The organism is Streptomyces sp. NPDC057253, assembly GCF_042669125.1.
In the GTDB taxonomy this organism is placed as follows: Bacteria; Actinomycetota; Actinomycetes; order Streptomycetales; family Streptomycetaceae; genus Streptomyces.
In genome coordinates this window covers 34,421-56,325 of the sequence record NZ_JBHUXV010000019.1, presented here as the reverse complement: position 1 = coordinate 56,325, position 21,905 = coordinate 34,421, and the positions used below count along the sequence as shown (strand labels likewise).

At 72.3% G+C, this 21,905-nt stretch carries 21 protein-coding genes; 11 read left to right on the top strand and 10 right to left on the bottom strand.

Annotated elements, in window-relative coordinates; translation table 11 throughout:
* The first annotated feature begins 32 nt into the window (after positions 1–32).
* From ACFULQ_RS13320 to ACFULQ_RS13300, 5 genes are all read left to right on the top strand, one after another.
* Positions 33–1,049, top strand: coding sequence for a LacI family DNA-binding transcriptional regulator (locus ACFULQ_RS13320; protein WP_383542346.1), 1,017 nt, complete (start codon positions 33–35; stop codon positions 1,047–1,049).
* A 108-nt stretch (positions 1,050–1,157) separates the two neighbouring features.
* Positions 1,158–2,588 (top strand): GH1 family beta-glucosidase, encoded by a 1,431-nt coding sequence (locus tag ACFULQ_RS13315; RefSeq protein WP_383542344.1) that lies wholly within the window; start codon positions 1,158–1,160, stop codon positions 2,586–2,588.
* Positions 2,589–2,632: 44 nt separating this feature from the next.
* On the top strand, positions 2,633–3,100 hold the full coding sequence (locus ACFULQ_RS13310) for a MarR family winged helix-turn-helix transcriptional regulator (RefSeq protein WP_383542341.1): 468 nt from the start codon (positions 2,633–2,635) through the stop codon (positions 3,098–3,100).
* Positions 3,101–3,212: 112 nt separating this feature from the next.
* A complete protein-coding gene (locus ACFULQ_RS13305; protein ID WP_383542339.1) occupies positions 3,213–4,319 on the top strand; it encodes an LLM class flavin-dependent oxidoreductase in 1,107 nt (368 codons plus the stop codon).
* Positions 4,320–4,353: 34 nt separating this feature from the next.
* The gene (locus ACFULQ_RS13300; RefSeq protein WP_383542337.1) at positions 4,354–4,785 is read left to right on the top strand and encodes a tetratricopeptide repeat protein; all 432 of its coding nucleotides are present in this window, start codon (positions 4,354–4,356) and stop codon (positions 4,783–4,785) included.
* Positions 4,786–4,856: 71 nt separating this feature from the next.
* Here ACFULQ_RS13300 and ACFULQ_RS13295 read toward each other — a convergent pair whose 3' ends face one another.
* The 7 genes from ACFULQ_RS13295 to ACFULQ_RS13265 all read right to left on the bottom strand — a co-directional run bounded on the left by ACFULQ_RS13295 (position 4,857) and on the right by ACFULQ_RS13265 (position 11,110).
* Positions 4,857–5,210, bottom strand: a complete 354-nt coding sequence (locus ACFULQ_RS13295) for a VOC family protein (protein WP_383542335.1) — start codon at positions 5,208–5,210, stop codon at positions 4,857–4,859.
* A gap of 41 nt (positions 5,211–5,251) precedes the next feature.
* Positions 5,252–5,662, bottom strand: coding sequence for a nuclear transport factor 2 family protein (locus ACFULQ_RS13290; protein ID WP_383542332.1), 411 nt, complete (start codon positions 5,660–5,662; stop codon positions 5,252–5,254).
* Positions 5,663–5,664: 2 nt separating this feature from the next.
* Positions 5,665–6,471 (bottom strand): MBL fold metallo-hydrolase, encoded by an 807-nt coding sequence (locus tag ACFULQ_RS13285; protein WP_383542329.1) that lies wholly within the window; start codon positions 6,469–6,471, stop codon positions 5,665–5,667.
* A 9-nt stretch (positions 6,472–6,480) separates the two neighbouring features.
* Positions 6,481–7,119, bottom strand: a complete 639-nt coding sequence (locus ACFULQ_RS13280) for a DsbA family protein (RefSeq protein WP_383542325.1) — start codon at positions 7,117–7,119, stop codon at positions 6,481–6,483.
* Positions 7,120–7,242: 123 nt separating this feature from the next.
* The gene (locus ACFULQ_RS13275) at positions 7,243–7,746 is read right to left on the bottom strand and encodes a MarR family winged helix-turn-helix transcriptional regulator (RefSeq protein WP_383542322.1); all 504 of its coding nucleotides are present in this window, start codon (positions 7,744–7,746) and stop codon (positions 7,243–7,245) included.
* 120 nt (positions 7,747–7,866) lie between these two features.
* Complete coding sequence (locus ACFULQ_RS13270; RefSeq protein WP_383542320.1) at positions 7,867–8,844, bottom strand: aldo/keto reductase; 978 nt, start codon at positions 8,842–8,844, stop codon at positions 7,867–7,869.
* A gap of 136 nt (positions 8,845–8,980) precedes the next feature.
* Positions 8,981–11,110 (bottom strand): nitrate- and nitrite sensing domain-containing protein, encoded by a 2,130-nt coding sequence (locus ACFULQ_RS13265; RefSeq protein ID WP_383542316.1) that lies wholly within the window; start codon positions 11,108–11,110, stop codon positions 8,981–8,983.
* 179 nt (positions 11,111–11,289) lie between these two features.
* On the opposite strand from ACFULQ_RS13265, the gene ACFULQ_RS13260 reads away from it, so the two are divergent.
* The gene (locus ACFULQ_RS13260; protein WP_383542313.1) at positions 11,290–12,030 is read left to right on the top strand and encodes an SDR family oxidoreductase; all 741 of its coding nucleotides are present in this window, start codon (positions 11,290–11,292) and stop codon (positions 12,028–12,030) included.
* 418 nt (positions 12,031–12,448) lie between these two features.
* On the opposite strand, the gene ACFULQ_RS13255 is transcribed toward ACFULQ_RS13260, so the two are convergent.
* From ACFULQ_RS13255 to ACFULQ_RS13245, 3 genes are all read right to left on the bottom strand, one after another.
* A complete protein-coding gene (locus ACFULQ_RS13255; protein WP_383542310.1) occupies positions 12,449–13,351 on the bottom strand; it encodes a sigma-70 family RNA polymerase sigma factor in 903 nt (300 codons plus the stop codon).
* A 41-nt stretch (positions 13,352–13,392) separates the two neighbouring features.
* Complete coding sequence (locus ACFULQ_RS13250) at positions 13,393–14,514, bottom strand: PP2C family protein-serine/threonine phosphatase (RefSeq protein WP_383542307.1); 1,122 nt, start codon at positions 14,512–14,514, stop codon at positions 13,393–13,395.
* 233 nt (positions 14,515–14,747) lie between these two features.
* A complete protein-coding gene (locus tag ACFULQ_RS13245) occupies positions 14,748–16,460 on the bottom strand; it encodes a sigma-54-dependent Fis family transcriptional regulator (RefSeq protein WP_383542304.1) in 1,713 nt (570 codons plus the stop codon).
* Between the two features lie 165 nt (positions 16,461–16,625).
* Here ACFULQ_RS13245 and ACFULQ_RS13240 point away from each other — a divergent pair, with 165 nt between their 5' ends.
* Genes ACFULQ_RS13240 through ACFULQ_RS13220 form a run of 5 tightly spaced genes read left to right on the top strand, consistent with a single transcriptional unit; the run spans position 16,626 to position 21,781 of the window.
* Positions 16,626–18,365 (top strand): FAD-dependent oxidoreductase, encoded by a 1,740-nt coding sequence (locus ACFULQ_RS13240; RefSeq protein ID WP_383542301.1) that lies wholly within the window; start codon positions 16,626–16,628, stop codon positions 18,363–18,365.
* 48 nt (positions 18,366–18,413) lie between these two features.
* Positions 18,414–19,283, top strand: a complete 870-nt coding sequence (locus ACFULQ_RS13235) for an intradiol ring-cleavage dioxygenase (RefSeq protein ID WP_383542299.1) — start codon at positions 18,414–18,416, stop codon at positions 19,281–19,283.
* Entirely contained in the window at positions 19,280–20,347 is a 1,068-nt protein-coding gene (locus ACFULQ_RS13230; RefSeq protein WP_383542296.1) for a maleylacetate reductase, read from the top strand. Before ACFULQ_RS13235 ends, ACFULQ_RS13230 begins: the two co-directional genes overlap by 4 nt.
* A gap of 43 nt (positions 20,348–20,390) precedes the next feature.
* Positions 20,391–21,305: a YceI family protein gene (locus tag ACFULQ_RS13225; protein ID WP_383542293.1), complete on the top strand. Its 915-nt coding sequence runs from the start codon at positions 20,391–20,393 to the stop codon at positions 21,303–21,305.
* Positions 21,306–21,355: 50 nt separating this feature from the next.
* A complete protein-coding gene (locus ACFULQ_RS13220; RefSeq protein ID WP_383542292.1) occupies positions 21,356–21,781 on the top strand; it encodes a DUF3224 domain-containing protein in 426 nt (141 codons plus the stop codon).
* Positions 21,782–21,905: the final 124 nt, after the last annotated feature.

Genomic DNA, 21,905 nt, shown 5'->3' with positions numbered 1-21,905 from the left:
CCTGTGGGGGTCGAGGGCGAAGGACGAGTGACATGGACCGGCCGCCAGGCATGATGGACGTGGCCCGGGAGGCCGGCGTCTCGCACATCACCGTCTCCCGTGTCATCAACGGCCACCCGTCGGTCCGCCCCGAGACCCGCACCCGCGTCGAGGCGGCCATCCAGAAGCTGGGCTACCGCCGCAACAGCGTCGCCAGGGCGCTCAAGAGCCGCCGCTCCTCGACGATCGGTGTGGTGATCGTCGGGTCCGAGCTGTTCGAGCTGCCGCGCATCCTCCTCGGCGTGGAGACGGCCGCCAAGACGGCCGGCTACTGGGTGAGCCTGGCCAGCCGGCAGGGCGAGAGCACCAGCGCCGACCTCGTCGAGACGCTGCGCCGGCTCACCGACCAGTCGGTGGAGGCGATCGCGGTCGTCACCGACCGGCCCGCCGCGGTGGAGGCGCTGTCCGGCCTCTCCTTCGAGGTGCCGGTGGCGGTGGTGATGTCCGGCAGCGTGCCCCACCCCGACCTGAGCTTCGTCGAGGTCGACCAGGAACTCGGCGCCCGGCTCGCGGTCCGCCACCTCCTCGGCCTCGGACACCGGGACATCGCCCACCTCACGGGCGCGCTGCGCACCTTCGACGCCCGGGCCCGCGTCGACGGCTGGCGTGCCGAACTCGCCACCGGGGGAGCCGAAGGGGCCCTGCTGGAGGGCGACTTCACCGCCGAGAGCGGCTTCCGCCTGGCCCACCGACTCTGCGACGCCGACGCCGGACCGCCCACCGCGGTCTTCGCCGGGAACGACCTGATGGCCATGGGCGTGCTGGCCGCCTTCGCCGAGCGGGGCGTCAAGGTGCCGCGGGACGTGTCCCTCGTCGGCTTCGACGACATGAAGGGCGCCGACTACCTGGTGCCCGCCCTCACCACGGTCCGGCAGGACTTCGCCCACCTCGGCCGGAGCGCCATCGAGCAACTGGTGCGGATGCTGGGCGGGGAGCGCGCGGAACGCCGGAGCATCACCCCGGAACTCGTGGTACGGCACAGCACCGCCGCGCCCCGCCCGCACTCCTGAGGCGCCCGCTGGAGCGGGATTCTTCGAGGTGAGACCTTGACAGCTTGTTAACGTTAACATCACCGTGGATCCCGGCCGCCCCCTCAGCATCCTCCGAAGGAAAACCGCATGCCGACATCCCAGTCCCCGTCCTTCCCCGCGCACTTCCTTCTCGGCTCCGCCACCGCCGCCTACCAGATCGAGGGCGCCGCCACCGAGGACGGCCGCGGTCCCTCCATCTGGGACACCTACTCCCACACGCCGGGCAAGACGTGGAACGGCGACACCGGTGACGTGGCCGCCGACCACTACCACCGCCTGGAGGCCGACCTCGACCTCATGGCCTCGCTGGGCCTGAAGGCGTACCGCTTCTCCATCGCCTGGCCGCGCATCCAGCCCACCGGACGCGGCCCGGCCAACCCCAAGGGGCTGGACTTCTACAGCCGCCTGGTCGACGGACTGCTCCGGCGAAACATCGTTCCCGTCGCGACCCTCTACCACTGGGACCTTCCCCAGGCCCTGGAGGACGAGGGCGGCTGGACGAACCGGGCGACCGCCGAGGCCTTCGCCGAGTACGCCCGTCTCGTCGGCGAGGCCCTCGGTGACCGCGTCGCGGTCTGGACCACGCTGAACGAGCCCTGGTGCTCCGCCTACCTCGGCTACGGCTCCGGCGCCCACGCCCCCGGCCGCACCGACGGTGCCGCGGCGCTCACCGCGGTCCACCACCTCAACCTCGCCCACGGGCTGGCTGTCGAACAGCTCAGGGCGGTGACCACCAACGATCCGCAGTACTCGATCACCCTCAACTTCCATGTCCTGCGCGGCGAGGGCGACGGCGGCGCCGAAGCCGTACGCCGGATCGACGCGCTGGCCAACCGTGCCTTCACCGAGCCCCTGCTGCGCGGCCAGTACCCGAAGGACCTCATCGAGGACACCGCCGGCGTCACCGACTGGGCGTTCGTGCGGGACGGCGACCTCGCCCGGATCCACCAGCCCCTGGACCTGCTCGGCGTCAACTACTACGCCACCACCAAGGTGCGGCTGTGGGACGGCGTGACGGAGCGTCAGAACAACGACGGGCACAAGGACATGGGCGGTTCGCCCTGGCCCGGCTCGCCGCAGGTCGAGTTCGTCGCCCAGGAGGGTCCGCACACGGCCATGGGCTGGAACATCGACCCCGACGGGCTCGAAGAGCTGCTCCTGGACCTCCATGCCCGGTTCCCGGACCAGCCCCTGGTCATCACCGAGAACGGCGCGGCCTTCGAGGACCGCGTCACCGTCGGCCCCGACGGCACCCACGCCGTCCACGACCCCGAGCGGGTCGACTACCTCCACCGCCACCTCACCGCGGCCCACCGGGCCCTCGCCGTCGGCGTCGACCTGCGCGGGTACTTCGTGTGGTCGCTGATGGACAACTTCGAGTGGGGGTACGGCTATTCGAAGCGCTTCGGCATCGTCCACGTCGACTACGACACCCAGCGCCGCACCCTCAAGGACAGCGCCCTGTGGTACCGGGAACTGGCGACGACGGGAACCGTCCCGCCGATCGGCGGGCGTTGAGCCGACCCCGTGGGTGATGTGTCAACCATGCCTACACTCGCCCCATGGAAGAGACGGTGCGATGGCTGACGCCGGAGGAGCAGCGCGCGTGGCGAGGTTTCGTCCGGCTGCATGAGCGGCTCGGTGGCCGCCTGGGGCGTCTGCTCCAGGCGGAGTCCCAGGTGTCGGCCGCGGACTTCGCGGTGCTGGTCCAGCTGACGGACATCCCCGAGGGGCGTCGGCGGTACCAGGAACTCGCCCGGGCGCTGGAGTGGGAGAAGAGCAGGATGTCCCACCACATCGCGCGGATGGCGGGGCGGGGCCTGGTGGTGCGCGAGGAGTGCGCCGAGGACGCGCGCGGCGCGTTCGTGGGGATCACGGACGCCGGCCGCGCGGCCATCGAGGCGGCCGCCCCACGGCACGTCGAGGCGGTGCGGGAGCTGTTCCTCGACCATGTCACCCCCGCCGAGCTGCGAGTCCTGGCCGAGATCTCCGAGCGGGTCATCGGGAAACTGGACGAGGAGCCGTCCTGATCCGGGAGCGGACGGTCGTCGGCTCGCCGCTGTCACGGGTGCGGAATAGCCGGCTGGGGGGCCGTGTTGCGAGGGAGTGGTTGATGCGTCAACAAAAGGAGGGGTGAGCGCGATGCAGTTCGGCATCTTCACCGTCGGCGATGTGGCCACCGACCCGAGCACCGGTCGGGCACCGAGCGAGCACGAGCGGATCAAGGCCATGGTGGCGATCGCGCGCAAGGCCGAGGAGGTCGGGCTCGACGTCTTCGCGACCGGGGAGCACCACAACCGCCCCTTCGTGCCGTCCTCGCCGACGACCATGCTCGGCTACGTCGCCGCGCGGACCGAGCGGATCATCCTGTCCACCTCCACCACCCTCATCACCACCAACGACCCGGTGAAGATCGCCGAGGACTACGCGATGCTCCAGCACCTGGCCGACGGGCGGGTGGACCTGATGACGGGCCGCGGCAACACCGGCCCGGTCTATCCGTGGTTCGGCAAGGACATCCGCGACGGCATCGACCTCGCCGTCGAGAACTACGCGTTGCTGCGCAGGCTGTGGCGCGAGGACGTCGTGAACTGGGAGGGGAAGTTCCGCACGCCCCTCCAGGGGTTCACCGCCACGCCCCGGCCGCTCGACGGCGTGCCGCCGTTCGTCTGGCACGGCTCCATCCGCTCCCCGGAGATCGCCGAGCAGGCCGCCTACTACGGCGACGGGTTCTTCCACAACAACATCTTCTGGCCGAAGGAGCACACCGGGAAGCTGATCGAGCTGTACCGGCAGCGGTACGCGCACTACGGCCACGGCACCCCCGAGCAGGCGATCGTGGGACTCGGCGGCCATGTCTACATGCGCCACAACTCCCAGGACGCCATAAGGGAGTTCCGCCCGGTCTTCGACCACTCGCCGGTGATGGGAGGCGGGATCAGCATGGAGGAGTACATGGAGCAGACGCCGCTGACCGTCGGCACGCCCGAGCAGGTCATCGAGAAGACGCTCGGCTTCCGCGAGTACGCCGGCGACTACCAGCGCCAGCTGTTCCTGGTGGACGGCGGGGGGATCCCGCTGAAGACCGCGCTGGAACAGATCGACCTGCTCGGCGAGGAGGTCGTACCGGTGCTGCGCAAGGAGTTCGCCGCCCGGCGGCCCGCCGACGTCCCGGAGGCTCCCACCCACGCGTCCCTGCTGGCCGCCCGGGAGGCCGAGCGCACGCAGGACGCCGAACCCGCGGTCTGACGCCGTACGACAGAGCTCTTCCGAGGAAGGAACCATGACCGACAACCTCAACGCCTACCCGTCGACCGACGGAGTCGCGCCCGACCGCTGGGCCAGCGCGCTGCACCTGTTCGACAACGGCCCCGGCGGGACGCGCGAGGAGAGCACCGCCGAGCGCTGGGAGCGGGCCCAGCTGCTGTTCGGCGCGCGGGACTACAGCGCCGCCGCGAAGCTGCTCGCCGCCGTGGTCGAGGAGGCCCCGGAGCAGACCGGGCCGCGTCTGCTGCTGGCCCGCGCCTACTACCACTCGGCCCAACTCCGGCGCGCGGAGGAGCAGTTGCGGGTGATCGTCGAGCGGGACCCGGTGGAGCACTACGCCCACCTGATGCTGGGCCGCACCCTTCAGCGTCAGGGACGCCAGGACGAGGCGGCGCCGTGGCTGCGCATGGCGGGTGCCTTCGCGGGCGAGTTCCCGGACGACGAGTGAGCGAGACGGGTGAGTGAGGCGGGTGTCGACGCTGATGAGCGGCGAGCCCGCCGCTCACCCGTTCCGCACGGTCAGGCGGGCTGCCACAGTTCGATGCGGTTGCCCTCCGGATCGGTGACCCAGCCGAAGCGGCCGACGCCCTCCATGTCCTGGGTCGCCTCGGCCACGTCCGCCCCCTGGGCGCGCAGCTGATCGAGCATCGCGTCCAGGTCGCGGACCCGGAAGTTGAGCATGGTCTGCTGGGTCCGGGACCCGAAGTAGTCGGTCTCGGCTTCGAACGCCGCGAACACCGTGGGCCCGGCATCCGGACGCCACAGACCGTTCTCGTCGGCCTCCAGACCGAGGCAGTCGCGGTACCAGGCGCTCAGGGCCGCCGGGTCGGTGGCCCGCAGGAAGTATCCGCCGATTCCAAGCACACGTTCCATGCCGCCATCCTGCCAGGCCGGCGACCGGATGAGCGGGAGACTCAGGGGGTCATGGCGTCGCGGACGAGGGCGGTGTCCACGAACTGTTCGAAGCGGACGATGAGGCCGCCGCGGACGACGAAGTGGTGTGCGACGCGGACGTCGATCGCCTTGCCGGTGGCTTTGTGCGTGGCGGTGTAGCGGGCCAGGACGACGACGTTCTCGCCGTCGACGACGTAGGTGTCGTCGTGGGCGGTCCAGTCGTCCCAGTCCTTGCCGAGCCGCTCCATCACGTGGGAGGTGACCCCGTCGGGGGTGCGGTAGGTGCCGGCCAGCGGGAAGCCGGCCATCTCCGTCCACTCCACGTCGGGGGCGAGGGTGGCGCGCAGGGCTTCCAGGTCCCCGGCGGCGGAGGCCAGGTACTGACGGCGTACGACATCCGCGGGGGCCGCGGACTCGGCGAACTCGCTCATGGTCAGCCCCACTTCATCTCGCCCTTGGCGACCTTCGCACCGATCTGGGCGGCGATCAGCATGCCGTTCTCCGGGTAGCGCTTGACCAGCGCCTCGGTCAGCGCCGCACCGTCGGCCGCCCGGCCCAGCTCCTCCTCGAACGCCACCAGATAGTCACGGGTGGCCGTGATCGCGCTCGCGTCGGCGGCGGTGTCCGGCAGGCGGTGGCCGGGGACCACCAGTTGCGGCTCCAGAGCGGCCATCTCGTCCAGCAGGCCGATCCAGGTGGCACGCGACTCGGGGGTGGGGGTGTCGGCGACCCAGACGTGCTCCTGCTGGAAGAGCAGGACGCCGCCGAGCAGGGCGCGGTGCTCGGCCTGCCACAGGTAGTGCCGGTCCGGCAGGCCCTCCGGGCCGCCCTTGAGCTGGAAGGTGTGGCTCTCCAGGCTCAGGTCGCCGGTGAGCGGGGTGAGGTCGACCAGCCGGGTGGGCAGGTTCGGGCCGAGCGCCTCCCAGGCCTTCAGCTTGCCCTGGTAGGAGTGCTGGATGTGCTCGATGACGATCGGGGTGGCGACGAAGACGGCCTCAGGGAAGGCGTCGGCGATGACCTCGGCGCCGAAGTAGAAGTCCGGGTCGGCGTGCGAGACGAACACGGTGGTGAGCGTCTTGCCGGAGTCCAGGATCTCCGCGGCCAGCCGGTGGCCGTCGGCGCGGGTGAACGCGGCGTCCACCAGCAGCGCCTCCCGCTCACCGGTGACCAGGGTGGCGGTCTTGTTCTTGCTGCCGGCCGGGAAGTCCAGGTCGAGGATCTTGAAGTCGAGGGTGCTCATGACGGTCTCCTAGTGGTCGGAGGAGGAGGTGAGGGAGGCTTCGAAGGCCGTGAGACGCCGGTCCACCTCGTCGGCGGTGCCGTGTCCCAGGGCCAGCGGGACGATGTGCTCGCCGTCGACGGCCAGGAGGGTGGGGAACCCGGTGACACCGAGTTCGGCTGCCCGGTGGAAGTCGTCCGCCGCCGTGAAGGACGCCTCGGGGTCCTGGAACGCGGCGACCACGGCATCGGCGTCCAGCCCGGCCGCCTCCGCGAGCTTGCGGTAGGTGGCGGGCTCGGAAAGGCTCAGTCCGTCGACGTAGAAGAGCTGCTGGAGGACCGTGGCCAGTTCCGCCGCGCGGTCGGGGGCCGCCTGGCGCAGGGCCGCGACACCGCGGGCGGCGGCCTCGGAGTCCATCACGAACGAGCCGTCGGCGATCAGCCGCTCGTAGCCCTCGCCGAAGGCGGCGCCGGTCCGCTCGGCGATCTGGGCGTTGGCCCCCTGTACGTAGCCGAACTCCCGGATCGGCACGGCACGCGGGCCGGTGAACAGACCGCCGGAGACGACCTCGACCGGCAGCTCCGGGTGCCGGGAGACGATCTCGCGCAATGTGGCCGAGAAACCGTGGGACCAGCCGCAGTAGGCGTCGAAGACGTAGACGAGCTTCATCGGGGACCTCGGGGGACGTGGCGCCCGCCTGGTGCGGGCACTCACCCGGCCAACATTATCTGACTCGTCAGATATTTCAACGCGGGAGTGTCCATCGGTGTGACGCCCGTCGCAGCGCGGGGCTCAGGGCAGCAGGGGCAGGGAGTCCCGGGCCGCGTGACTGAGAATGCGCAGGTCCTCCGCGAAGCGCTCCCGGTGGTCGGCGGGCAGGGGGTCCAGGAAGTACCGCTTGATGTTCTCGACGTGGAGGCGGGAAGCGCGTACGGCGGTCTCCTCGCCCAGCGGGGTCAGGCGCACCAGGCGTCCGCGGCGGTCGTCCGGGTCCGTGACGCGCCGCACCAGTCCCGCCGCCTCCATCCGGTCCACCAGCCGGGTCGCCCCGCCGGTGCTGAGCACCTGCTCCTGGCCGATCGCCCGCATCGACAGCCCCGGCTCGCCCGCGCGGCCCAGGATCAGCAGCACCTCGTACATCAGGTGGCTGATCCCGCACTCCTCCTCTATCCGCCGGCCCAGGATGTACTCCAGCCGGTTCGCGGCGCCCTGCAGCCGGCCGAACGCCAGCACCAGCGCGTCGTCGGCCGCCTGCTTCGCGGTCGTGATCTCCCTCTGAGCGTCCTGCTCGCCCACGGCACCTCCGTTTGTTCCCAGGGGCGGAACCTATCGCGCCCGGCGCGCGGGGGCGGCTCGACCGGGTCCCCGCGCCGGATCCGAGAGCCGCCACAGCTCACGCGTGCGGAACAGGCCGCGTCACAGCGGTGCCCGTTCGTACAGCAGCCCCTCGCCCCGCAGGTCGGTCCACACCTGGGCCGGGATCTCCGCTTCGAACGCCGCCATGTTGGCGCGCACCTCGTCCGCCGTGCGCATGCCGACGACGATGCCCGCGACCGCCGGGTGGCGCAGCGGGAACGCCATCGCCAGTTCCGGCAGGGTCACGCCGTGGGCCTCGCAGACGTCGGCGATGCGATGTGCGCGTTCCACCAGGCGCGGTGCGGCCGGCGCGTAGTCGAAGGTGGCGTCCGCGGCGGGGCGGGCCGTGGCCAGCAGGCCGGAGTTGAAGACCGAGGCGGCGAGCACCGAGACACCCCGCTCGGTGCAGACGGGCAGGAGGTCGTCGAGCGCGCTGTGGTCGAGGAGCGTGTACCGGCCGGACAGCATCACCACGTCGACGTCCGACTCCCTGACCAGCCGGGTCAGCTTGCCGGGGTGGTACATCCCGGCGCCGATCGCGCCCACCACGCCCTGGGCGCGCAGCTCGGCGAGAGCGGGGTACCCCTCGCGCAGCGCGTCCTCGAAACGCTCCTCCGCGTCGTGCAGGAACAGCACGTCGATCCGGTCGACGCCCATCCGCTCCAGCGAGTCCGCCACGCTGCGCAGCACCCCGTCCCGGGTGAAGTCCCAGACCCTGCGGTGGGTGGCGGGCACCGCGAAGCTCTCGTCCGTACGGCCCGCCGGGTCCTGCGGGACCAGCAGCCGGCCGACCTTGGTCGACAGGGTGAACTCCGCACGCGGACGGTCTTGCAGGAGGGCGCCGGTGCGGCGCTCGGAGTGGCCGATGCCGTAGTGCGGGGAGGTGTCGAAGTAGCGGATCCCGCCGTCCCAGGCCGCCTCCAGCGCGCCCGCCGCCGTCCCGTCGTCCAGTGGTGCGAAGAGTCCACCGAGCGGGCCGCCACCGAAGCCCAGTTCGGTGACGTGCACCTCGGTCCTCCCGAGCCGGTTCCGCCTCATCCGGGTCCCCCTCCTGCCGCCGACGTCACACGAGCATCCTGCCGACGCAAGTGGCCGCGGAACAAAGGGATTTCCTCGCCCGAGGCCGGTGCCGCCCGCACACGTGCCCGGCGGCGCCGGCCAGGACCGGTGTCCCTCAGCGCCGTCCGCGGTGGGTCGGCCGGTCGTCCCACGCCTCGTAGCCGCGGGTGGCGGCGTCCTGGCGGCCGGGGTCGGCGAGGGCGGCCAGGGCCAGGGTGTCGGGGTCGGGGGCCGCTCCCGGGGCCCGGTAGGTGATGGTGTCGGGCAGCATCGCCAGCGCGGTCGTGCCCTGGCCCTCGTCGCCCGGGCGCAGCTGGACCCGGACACCGTGCCGGTCCGCCAGGCGGCCGACCACGTACAGGCCCATGCGCTGGGAGATCGCCACGTCCACGGTGGGCGGGTCGGCCAGGTGGTGGTTGATGTCGGCCAGCTCCTCGGGCGGCAGCCCGATGCCCCGGTCGTGGATCTCGACCATGATCCGCCCGTCGGGCAGCCGCGCCGCGGTGACCCGGACGGCGGACTGCGGCGCGGAGAACGTCGTCGCGTTCTCCAGGAGTTCGGCCAGCAGGTGCACCAGGTCGGTCACGGCCCGGCCGTGGATCTCGGCCTCCGGGACGCCCGACAGCTCGACGCGCTCGTACTGCTCGACCTCCGAGGCCGCCGCGCGGATCACGTCGACCAGGGGCAGCGGCTGGTTCCACTGCTGCGCGGGGGTCTCGCCGCCCAGCACGAGGAGGTTCTCGCCGTTGCGGCGCACCCGGGTGGCGAGGTGGTCCAGCTTGAAGAGGTTGGCCAGCTGGTCGGGATCGGCCTCCTTGCCCTCCAGGCCGGTGATCAGGGCGAGTTGGCGCTCGATCAGGGACTGGTTGCGGCGGGCCAGGTTGCTGAAGATCGTGTTGATGTTGGCGCGCAGCAGGGCCTGTTCGGCGGCCAGCCGGACGGCCTCGCGGTGCACGTGGTCGAAGGCGCGGGCCACCTCGCCGATCTCGTCCGTGGTGGTGATCGGGATCGGTGCGACCTGGGAGTCCACCCGGCCGGGGATGGCCCGGGTGAGCTGGGTGAGCAGTGCGGGGAGCCGCTGCTCGGCGATCTCGTGGGCCGAGGCGCTCAGCCGGCGCATGCTGGTGCTCATCGTCCGGGCCACCCACGCGGCGAGCAGGAAGGCGACCAGGACCGCGGTCAGCACCAGGGCGGCGTTGATGACGGCGTCGTTGCGGGCGTTGTCGGCGATGCTGTGGGCGTCCGCCAGGGCGGTGTCGGTGAGGTACACCTCGACACCGCGGTACGCGTCGAAGCTGAGGGTGGAGGCGGCGAAGAAGCTCTCGGGCGTGATGCCCTGCGCGGCGAGCTGCGCCGCCGACTTCCCCGAGGCGATCGCGCTGGTCATCTGCTCCAGGCCCGGCGGGGCCACGAAGGTCCGTCCGGCCGCCTCGGCCGCCCCCTGGGCCTGCGCCGCCTGCTCCTTGCCGCGCCGCTCCGCGTCGGCCAGCGCTTTGCGCAGCCGGGTCATGTCACCGGCGGTCCCGGCGCCGGCGTACTCCTGGAGCGCGACCTGTTCGAGATAGACGTACGAGCTGAACGAGCCCAGCTGGGCCTGGAGTTCGCCCGGGGCGAGCTTGCTGCGGTCCTCGGTCAGCAGGTGGGTGCCGATCGCCCGGATCAGGGACTCGGCGGCCTGGGTGAGGGAGACCGCGTAGAGGGTGCGGCCGAAGCTGGCCTGGTTGGTGCTGCCGAAGCCCAGCTCGTTGGAGAGCTCCATCAGCGGGTGCTGGACGGCGTGGTAGCTCTCCTCCGTCTGCACACCGGTCAGCTTGGCGGTGAAGGCGTTCGCGCGCACCGACGCGAGCTGCTTCTCGCCCTGGCGGACGAGCTCGACGCGGCGCTGGAGTCCGGGGGTCTGCGGCATCCGCCGGACCGCCTCGTCGAACGCCTTCGCGTCCGCGTCGGTGATCGCCCGGGCCTTGGCGACCACGGTCGACGTCCGGTCGCCCCTGACCAGGGGGATGACCGAGACATCGCGCTCGTTGATGGCGTCGCTGGCGTACTTGTTCGCGGCCTGGACCAGTTCCGCCACCCGGACCGCCTTGTCGGCGTCCTGCCAGGTCTCCACCGAGCGTTTGACCCGGATGCCGCCGAGGACCAGGGCGATGAGCACCGGGATGAGCAGGATGGCCTGGAGTTTTCTCGCCACACGCCAGTTGCGGGTCACGAGGCCCCGGCGGGTGGCGGACGGTGTCTTCGACAAGATGGCCTCACGGTTCTGGTTCCACTCGGGTCCTTCACTCTTGAACTACGTGCTGGACCTGTGGAGTTGTTCAGATTGCGGAGATTTTCGTCTGCTGTCACAGATTCCGGCGCTGTCCGGTCCTGTTCCCGAGGGACCCGATCACCGAGGGGTCCGAAACAGGCGAGAGGGAGACAGTGATGAAGATCGTCGTCATCGGAGGGACCGGACGCATCGGAACGCAGGTGGTGGGGCTGCTTCAGGACAACGGCCACGAGGCCGTGGCGGCGGCGCCCAGCACGGGCGTCGACACGCTCACCGGCGAGGGGCTCGCGGACGTGCTCAAGGGCGCGGACGTGGTCGTGGACGTGGCGAACTCCCCGTCCTTCGAGAAGGAGGCCGCCCTCGACTTCTTCACGCGGGCGATGCGGAACCTCACGGCGGCGGAGCAGGAGGCCGGGGTCCGCCACCATGTGGCGCTCTCCATCATCGGTGTCGACCAGGTGCCCGGGCTCGGCTACTACCTGGCCAAGGTCGCGCAGGAGGACGCCGTACGGGCGAGCGGCATTCCCTTCACGATCGTGCGGGTGGCCCAGTTCTTCGAGTTCATCGCGCCGGTGATGGACCTGACCACCGAGGGCCGGGAGGTGCACCTGCCGACGACCCGGCTGCGCCCGATCGCCGCGGCGGACGTCGCGGCCGTGGTCGCCGAGGCGGCTCAGGGCGAACCGGTGAACGGCCTGCGCCAACTGGCGGGCCCCGAGATCCACCGCCTCGACAAGCTCGCCGCCTTGACCCTCGCCGCGAAGCCGGACGGCCGAGCCGTCGTCACCGACGAGAACGCCGGCATGTTCGCGGGCATCCCGGACGGCGTCCTCACCGGCGACAACACGGTCCCCACGGCCCCGACCCGCTACGAGGACTGGCTCAGCCGGAACTGACGGCGCCGGGTCGGCCGGCATCGAGATACGCCGGTCCCGGCAGCGGGGCGGGTGGGCTGTCCGGGACCGGCGCGGCGGGTCAGGGGGTGTGCGCCTGCAGGCCGGGGCGTGGGGCCGGACCCGGCGGCGGAGCCAGGAGCATGGGCCATGACGCCGGGCCCGGCTGCTCAGGCGCAAAGCAGAGCCGGAAGCAGAGCCGGAAGCCGAGCTGGAAAGCCGAGCCAGGAGGCCGGATCAGGCAGCGCACACCTCGGCGCCCCTTCCCGCCCCGCGTCAGCGTCGCACCAGTGGAGAGCCCCCCCGGAGCCCGCTCCCCGGGGGCCCCGGACCCCCCCCGGAGGCCCCCGGAGCCCCCCGGATGCCCCCGCCCTGGCCGTACCCACCGCCCCCTCCGCGCGCCGCGTCCACCCCTCCAGCCCTACACCCGCCCAGAAGACCTCTCGTACGCCCGCAGCTTCTCCGGGGCCAGTACCCAGTACAGGCCGTCGATCCCGTCCGGACCCGCCGTCGCGCTCACCAGGCCGACGATCTCGCCGGCCCTGTGGATCAGCACACTCGGCATGCCGTTGGCCTCGGCGAAGGTGAACTCGGCGCCTGGGAGGAACTTGTTGACGAACGCGCTGATCTTCGCCACGCGCCCGGCGCCCACGACCTCCAGCCGCGCCACGCCCCGCAGCCCGTTGCCGTCCGCGTAGGCGACGACGTCGGCGGACAGCACGCTCTCCAGCGCGGCCACGTCACCGTGCCGCGCCGCCGCGACGAAGGCGTGCAGGAGCCGCATGTGCTCCGCCGCCCCGACCTGTTCCCGGCGCTCCGCGGACAGCCGTTTGCGGGCCCTGCTGACGATCTGGCGCACATTGGCCTGACTGAGCCGGACGATGCCCGCGATCTCGTCGTACGGGTAGGCGAACGCCTCCCGCAGTACATAGGCCGCCCGCTCCACCGGATTCAGCTTCTCCAGGACCAGCAGCACGGCCAGCTCCAGCGCCTCGCCGCGCTCGGCGCCGACCTGCGGGTCCACGCTGGTGTCCACGGGCTCCGGCAGCCACGGGCCGACGTACGCCTCGCGCCGCACCCGGGCCGACTGGGCCACGTTGATCGCCAGCCGCGTGGTGGTCTTCGCGAGGAACGCCCCGGGATTGAGCACGACGCCCCGGTCGGTGTCCTGCCACCGCAGCCACGCGTCCTGCACCACGTCCTCGGCCTCGGAGACACTGCCGAGGATCCGGTAGGCGATCCCGAACAGCCGGGGCCGCAGCCGCTGGAACGCGTCCGCCGCCTCGTCGAGAGAACCGTCGGCGGGCACCGGAGGCTTGTCCATGAGCCGATGCTACGGCGCCCTCACCCCCGCCGTGGCACGGCTCAGTGCCGCTGGGAGCGCCGCACGGTCAGGACGGCCACGTCGTCGTGCTGGCCGCCACCCCCGGCGAACGTACGGGCGTCCTCGTGCAGGGCCTGCGGCAGCTCGGTGGGGGAGAAGCCGACGTACTTCGTCAGCCGCTCGTCGACCGGGTAGAACGTGCCGTCCGCGGAGCGCGTCTCGGTCAGACCGTCCGTGCTCAGCAGCAGCGTCGCGCCCGCGGGGAAGTCGAACCAGCCGACGGTGGTCGGCTCGTCGGCGAGCTCGGCCAGGCCCAGCGGGACACCCGTGTCGAGTACGGGTGCGCTGACCTTGCCGTCGTACAGGACGTACGGCGGGACATGTCCGCAGTTGACGGCCTGCACCTCGGTGTCCGCGTCCACGCCGACCACGAGCGCGGTGACGAAGCGTTCGTCGTCGCCGGTGTGCGTGGCGTAGGAGTTGTGCCGTACGACCGCCGCGTCCAGCGCGTCCGCGAGCGCGGTGAGGGTGGGCTCGCGGTGGGCGGCCTCGCGGAAGGCGCCGATGACGGCGAACGCGGCGCCCACGGCCGTCAGCCCCTTGCCCTGCACGTCACCGATCAGCACCCGGGTCCCGAACGGCGACTCGACGACGTCGTAGATGTCGCCGCCGACCAGCCGGTCCTCCTGGAGCGGCTCGTACACGCCGTTGACCAGGACGTCGTCGGTGAGCAGGGGGAGCGGATGCAGGATGTGCCGCTGCATGGCCGCGGCGGTGGACCGCAGCCGCAGCATCGCCTCCTCGCGTCGGATCCGCCGGTGGCAGCCGTAGACCGAGGTCGCGGCCAGGCCCAGGGTGAACAGGATCAGCAGGAGGCGGTCGAACCAGTGGCCCGCCTCGCGGTCCCGCAGCAGCACGGTGACGGTGACGACGACCGTGGTCCACACCGCCACGAACGTCGTCTGCCGTACCGTGCCCAGCGCCGAGGCCGCGCCCGGCAGGAACACCAGGAGCCCGAGGAGCCACACCTCGGAGCCGGACAGCGCCCCGAGGACCTCCACGAGGACGGTCACGGACACCACCCCGACGACCACCTCGGCATCGCCCGGGGGCGCGATGGTGTCGAAGGCGTCGCCGGGTCTCTTACGACGGCTACCGGTCATGGGTGCTCCCGGGCAGGGGGTGATCTCCTCCTACGGTATGCAGCCTTGCTGTGACTCGGTGACCCGCCCCGCCGATCGGCCCGGCAGCTCCCCGGCACCGATGCGGCCGGCCGCGCACGGGAGAGCGCCGACGAGCCGTCCCCCGGCGCCGACGAGCCGCCCCAGGCACGGACGAGCTGCCCCCGGCCGCCGACGAACCGTCCCCCGGGTCCCGCTCCTGCCCGTGACCGGCGTCAGCCCTCGTACTCCCGCAGCTTGCGGTACAGCGTCGCCCGGCCGATGCCCAGGGCCGCCGCCGCGCGGGACTTGTTGCCGCCGTGGCGGTGCAGGGTCTCGAGGATCGTGGCGCGCTCGGCGTGTTCCATCGGGCTGAGCGGGCGGACGGCGGGGCCCTCCCGCAGGGAGTCCGGCAGCTCGGCCCGCCGGATCGGCCCGGAGGCCCGCCGGTGTTCCGCCAACGCCTGCACCACATGGGCCAGTTCGGTGACGTTCCCGGGCCACGGATGCTGTTCCAGGGCGCGCAGGGCGTCCAGGGTCCAGGTCAGCGGAGGACTGCCCGCCGCGGGCCGCGGGGCGAGGGCGGCGAGCAACTCCCGGATGTCCTCGGTGCGTTCGCGCAGCGGCGGCAGGGTGACCGAGCGGGCCGCCAGCTTGTCGAGGAGCCGCTGGAGGCACGGTCCGGGCGGGGTGCCGGGGGTGTGGGTGACCAGCAGCCGGGCGTCGGGGTGGGTGTCGAGCAGGGAGTTCAGCGCGGCCACGGCGGGCTGTGTCAGCCGTTCGGCGTGCCGCAGGAGCAGCGGGCCCCGCGCGGCCCACTGAGCCAAGTCCCCTTCGAGCGCGCCCTCTTCGGCGGCGTCGACGACCTGGAGGGGCGAGCGGCCGAGCAGCTCCCGGGCCAGCGCGGTCTTGCCCGTGCCGCGCTCACCGGTCAGCAGCACGGGCTCGGGCGAACGGGCCAGTTCGGCGGCGCGCTCCACGGCGAACCGCCAGGGGAGCGAGGAACCGGCCAGGGCGGGCAGGTGCCGTGGCCGGGAGCGCGGCGGGTGCTCGTCCCGCGGCTCCAGGACGGCCACGATCCCGAGGACCGCCCCGTCCTGCCGCACCACCTCGATCCGGGCCGTGCACCCGGCGCCCTCGGGCAGCGTGGCGGCCGGTGGCGTGTCCGAGTGCCGTGCCGTCACCGCCGTACGCTCAAGGGCCCGCAGCACCTCCTCGGTCGCGAGCCGCTCCGCCGCCGCGCTGAGCAGGCGGTTGCGGCCGTCCAGCGCGGCCACCGCGCGCTCCTCGCCGCGGGTGGCCCGCAAGTAGGCGTCGAGCAGCACTTGTTCGGGGCGTCCCGCCCGGGCGAGCAGTTCGGCCTCCACCGCGGTGGCGGCGGCCTCGGCGAGCGCCGCCTGCGGATGCGGCGGGCGGCCGCCGGCGAGGTGCGAGGCGACGGTGAGCGTGCCGAGCGCGTGACCGCTCTTCGGCGCGAGCACCGGCACGCTGACCGCCGACACGTCCTGCCACACGTCGAGGAAGTGCTCGGGCCCGTGCACCTCGGCCCGGTGCCGGGTGCGCAGTGCGAGGGCCGCGCTGTTGTGCCCGACCTCCTGCTCCGACAGGCCGGGCCACGGGGGCAGCCCGGGGGCCCCGCCGGACGTCCACAGCACCCGTAGCCGCGCGTCGGTGAGGAAGAGGACCGAGCGGCCGGAGGCCAGGGCGGGCGCGATCCGTTCCAGCACCGGCCGAGCGGCGCCGAGCAGGGGCGTCTCACCGGGCCGGGGCACCGGCGCGGCGGGCTCCCTCAAGTCGTGCGGCACACCGAAGAACCGTGCCCGGCGCCACGCCGCGAGCACCTCCTCGGGAACCCCGGCGGGCACCTCGCGTCCGGACAGGAAGTACTCCCGCGCCACTCCCAGCGGCGGGAGGGCGTGGAGCGCGGGGGAGTGCTCTGTGGTGGTCACGGCACACCCACCGTAGCGGGTTCCGTTGAACGCGCAACGACTGCCCCGTACGACAGGCGGATCCCCCGCCGGCGCAGGACCATGTATCGAATTGAGACACCCGCACACCGCCCCGCCCCACCATGATCAAGACTGTCCGTCGTCCGTGAGCCGCCAGGAGCGCCCGTGTCCACCGTCGTCGAGACCGACGTCCTGATCGTAGGCAGCGGGCCGGCCGGAGCCTCGGCCGCGCTCGCCCTGAGCACCTACGGCGTCCCCAACATCGTCGTCACCCGCTACGCGAGCCTCGCCGACACGCCCCGCGCGCACATCACCAACCAGCGCACGATGGAGGTGCTGCGGGACCTCGGCGTCGAGCAGGAGGTCGTCGCCCGGGCGACCCCGCAGCACCTGATGGGCAACACCACCTTCTGCACCAGCCTGGCCGGTGAGGAACTCGGCCGGGTGCGCTCCTGGGGCAACGACCCGCTCGTCCAGGCCGCCCATGAACTCGCCAGCCCCACCCGCATGTGCGACATGCCCCAGCACCTCATGGAGCCGGTCCTCGTCGACGCGGCCGTCGCCCGCGGCACCAGCCTGCGCTTCCAGACCGAGTACCTCTCCCACACCCAGGACGCGGACGGCGTGACGGCCACCGTCCGGGACCGCCTGCGCGGGGACACGTACGAGATCCGCGCGAAGTACCTGATCGGCGCGGACGGCGGCCGCTCGAAGGTCGCCGAGGACGCCGGGCTGCCGATGGGCGGCCAGATGGGCGTGGCCGGCAGCATCAACATCGTCTTCGAGGCCGACCTGGCCCGGTACACGGCCCACCGCCCGTCCACCCTGTACTGGGTCCTCGCCCCGGGCGCCACCGTCGGCGGCATCGGCGCGGGCCTGGTGCGCTGCGTGCGGCCGTGGAACGAGTGGCTGATCGTGTGGGGCTACGACGTCACGGCGGGCGCCCCCGACCTGACCACGGAGTACGCCGAGTCGGTCGTACGGCAGCTGGTCGGTGACGACGAGATCCCGGTGACGATCAAGTCGTCCTCGGCCTGGACCGTCAACGAGATGTACGCCGAGCGCTACTCCGAGGGCCGGGTCTTCTGCGCCGGAGACGCCACCCACCGGCACCCGCCGTCCAACGGCCTCGGCTCCAACACCTCCATCCAGGACGCCTACAACCTCGCCTGGAAGCTCAAGCTCGTCCTCGACGGCACCGCTGCCCCGAAGCTCCTCGACACCTACACCGCCGAACGCGCCCCGATCGGCAAGCAGGTCGTCACCCGCGCCAACCAGTCCATCGGCGAGACCGCGCCCATCTTCGAGGCGCTCGACGGGCTCGCCCCGCAGACCCCCGAACAGCTGTGGGCCAACATCGCCGCCCGCAAGGACGCCACCGAGGCCGCCGAGAAGCAGCGGGCGAAACTGCGCGAGGCCATCGCCTTCAAGGTGTACGAGTTCAACGCGCACGGCGTCGACCTCAACCAGCGCTACGCCTCGGACGCGGTCGTCCCCGACGGCACCCCGCCGGAGACGTTCGCGCGTGACCCCGAACTCCACCACCAGCCCACCTCCCGGCCCGGCGCCCGCATCCCGCACGCCTGGATCACCTCGGGCACCCGCACGGTGTCCACGCTGGACACCGTCGGCAAGGGCCGCTTCACCCTCCTCACCGGCATCGGCGGCGAGGGCTGGCTGCGGGCCGCCGCGGCACAGGACGTCGACATCGCCACCGTCGTCGTCGGGCCCGGACAGGAGTACGAGGACCCCTACGGCGACTGGGCGCGGCTCAGCGAGATCTCGGACGCGGGCGCCCTGCTCGTACGGCCCGACGGGTTCGTGGCCTTCCGGCACCCGAGTGCCGCTCCCGACGCCGAAGGACTTCTGACCGACGCGCTGCGGCGGATCCTCGGACACGCCTGAGGACGCGCGACCATGGGAGAACCCGCACGTCGACGAGGAGGAGCCGGGATGACCACGGACGCGATCGGAGTCGCCGTCACCGAGGAGGCCGTCGCCAGTCTCCGGGGGACCGCCGACCCCCGCCTGCGTGAGCTGCTCGCGGGGCTCATCGGACATCTGCACGACTTCGTGCGCGAGACCCGGCTCACCCAGCAGGAGTGGGAGCAGGCGATCGCCTTCCTGACGGCGACCGGGCAGAAGTGCACCGACACCCGGCAGGAGTTCATCCTCCTCTCGGACGTCCTCGGCGTCTCCATGCTGGTCGAGACGGTCAACGGCGACCGGGTGCAGGGCACCACCGAGTCCACCGTGCTCGGCCCCTTCCACATGACCGAGTCGCCCGTCCGGGAACTCGGCGACGACATCGACCTGGTGGGCGGCGGCGAGCCGTGCGTGGTCAGCGGCCGGGTCCGCTCGGCGGACGGCACCCCGCTGCCCGGCGCGGTCCTCGACGTGTGGCAGGCCGACGACCGGGGCTTCTACGACGTCCAGCAGCCCGACGCGCAGCCCGCGGGCAACGGACGCGGACTGTTCACCGCCGACGCCGAGGGCCGCTTCTGGTTCCGCACCTGTGTCCCGGCGCCGTACCCGATCCCGACCGACGGCCCGGTAGGCGACCTTCTCAGCGCGACCGGACGACACCCCTACCGGCCCGCGCACATCCACTTCATCGTGGCCGCCGAGGGGCACGTCCCCGTCACCACGCACATCTTCGTCGCGGGCAGCGACTACCTCGACTCCGACGCCGTCTTCGCCGTGAAGCAGAGCCTGGTGCAGGACTTCGCCACGACCGACGACCCGTCCCTGGCCGCGGAGTTCGGCATCCCGAACCCGTTCCGGCACGCCCGCTTCGACCTCGTACTGGAGCCGAACGCATGACGTTCACGGGCGACTTCACCTACGAGAGCCGTCCCGGCCGGGTCGTCTTCCGGCCCGGCGCCGCCGTGGCCGCCACCCCCGCCGAGGCCGAACACCTGGGCCTGCGACGGCTGTTGGTGGTGTGTGGCAGACGCGGCGAGGCCGTCGCACGCGCGGTCGCCGACGCGCTCGGCGACTCCTGCGCGGGGCTGCACGCCGAGGCCCGGATGCACGTCCCCGTCGAGGACGCCGACCGGGCCGTCGCGGTCGCGCGCGCGGCCGGGGCCGACGGGGTCGTGGCGGTCGGCGGGGGCTCCTCCGTCGGCCTCGGCAAGGCGATCGCCCTGCGCACCGGACTGCCCCTGATCGCCGTGCCGTCGACCTACTCGGGCTCCGAGATGACCCCCGTCTGGGGCCTGACCGAGGCCGGCGCCAAGCGCACCGGCCGCGACCCGAAGGTCCAGCCCCGCAGTGTCGTCTACGACCCCGAGCTGACCGTCTCGATGCCGGTGCCCCTGACGGTGACCAGCGGTGTCAACGCCCTCGCGCACGCCGTGGAGGCCCTCTACGCCCCGGACACCTCGCCGCTGATCGCGCTGATGGCCCAGGAGGGCGTACGGGCGATGGCCGAGGCGCTGCCGCTGCTCGCCGCGCATCCGGAGGACCTGGACGCGCGCGGCCGGGCCCTGTACGCGGCATGGCTGTGCGGGACCTGCCTCGGGTCGACCACCATGGGCCTGCACCACAAGCTCTGCCACGTCCTCGGCGGCACCTTCGGCCTGCCGCACGCCGAGACCCACACGGTGGTCCTGCCGTACGCCCTCGCCTACAACGCCCCCGCCGCCCCAGGGGCGTTGAGCGCACTGAGCCGGGCACTCGACACCGACGACCCGTCACGAGCCCTGTGGGAGCTGGCCGGACGCCTCGGCGCTCCGCGCTCCCTCGCCGAACTCGGCCTCAAGGAGACCGACGTGGCCGAGGCGGCCGTACAGGTGGCGGGACAGCCGTACGCCAATCCGCGTCCTGTGACGGCGGAGGGTGTGCGGGCGGTGCTCCAGGCGGCCTTCGAGGGCCGCCGGCCGTGAGTCCCGCAGCAGAACAGCACGTCCCCTAGGAAAGGTGAACATCATGGCCCTCGCACTCCTCCGGCGCCGGCGGTCCAAGACTGCCCATGCCGAGGCGGCGGGCCTCTCCGTCCCCCTCCCCGCGGGCGCGGGCGCCGTGGCCCGTGAGGTCGTCGACCCGATGGGCTCGCCCATGGCGGGCGCCGACGTCACCGTCACCGCCCTGGACACCCATCGCGTCGCGGCTCGTGGGACGACCGACCCCTACGGCTACTTCGTCGCCGTGCTCCCGCCCGGCCGCTACAGCCTGATGGCCGCGGCCGAAGGACTCCAGCCGCACCGCGAGACCATCGAGGTCGGGTCGGTCGGTACGGCGCCGGCCGAGCGGGTCTGGCTCCAGCCCGCCCAGGCGCTCCAACTCCCCACTCCCGGTGTCTGGTTGTTCGATCCGCCGCACACCGCGATCCGTTTCATCGCCAAGCACGTCGGCATGGCCCATGTCCACGGCCGCTTCGAGCGTTTCGAGGGCGGCATCCAGGTCGCGCAGGACATGTCCCAGTCCCGGGTCCAGGTCCGTATCGACGCCTCCAGCATCACCACCGGCAACTCCACCCGCGACAACCACCTGCGCTCCGGCGACTTCCTGGACGTCGAGCGCTTCCCGCACATCGACTTCGTCAGCACCCGCTTCGCCTACCGCGGCGGCAGCAAGTGGACCCTCCAGGGCAGCCTGACGATGCACGGCGTGAGCCGCTCGGTCGCCCTGGACACGACGTACCTGGGCACGGTCAACGGCGGCTACGGCGAGGAACTGCGCTGTGCGGCCCTCGCCACGGCGGAGCTGCACCGCGAGGACTACACCCTGAACTGGCGGTCGATGCTGGCCCGGGGCATCGCGGTGGTGGGGCCCACGGTGCAGCTGGAACTGGACGTCCAGGCCATGTACCGCACCCACGACACGCCGACCCCGCCCAAGTAGGCCCGCACGGGCGGCCGGGCACTGTCAGACCCGGTCGGTACCTTCGGCGTATGAGAGCCAACGGAACGTTCAGCGTCAAAGCGTTCGTGCCGACCGAGCTGAAGCCCGAGCCGCCCGTGGCCACCGGGCTCCCGGTCGGTGTCGCCACGCTCGAGAAGCACTTCGAGGGCGAGGTCGCCGGCCGTGCGGCGACCTTGTTCACCGCCGCGTACGACCAGGAGTCGGGCGTCGGCACCTATGTGGCCATGGAGTCCTTCGAGGGCTCCCTGCACGAGCGGTCCGGCGCCTTCAACTTCGTGCACTCGGCGACGACCTCCGGCAGCGACCGCAGCGCGGAGTTCTTCCACATAGTCCCGGCCAGCGGCACCGGCGACCTGGCGGGCATCACCGGCAGCGGCGGCCTCGCGGTCGACGCCGACGGCACCCACCGCATCTGGTTCGAGTACGAACTCGGAGGCAACGACCCGGGCGTCTGACATTCACGGAAAGCACACAGGACCCGACCGCCACTTTATGTTTCAAGCGTTACGCTCGCCGTCATCCGAGTGCTCGGGGGAGCGGCTTGTCCGTCATGGCACTCCTCCCCCCACGGTTTCAGGA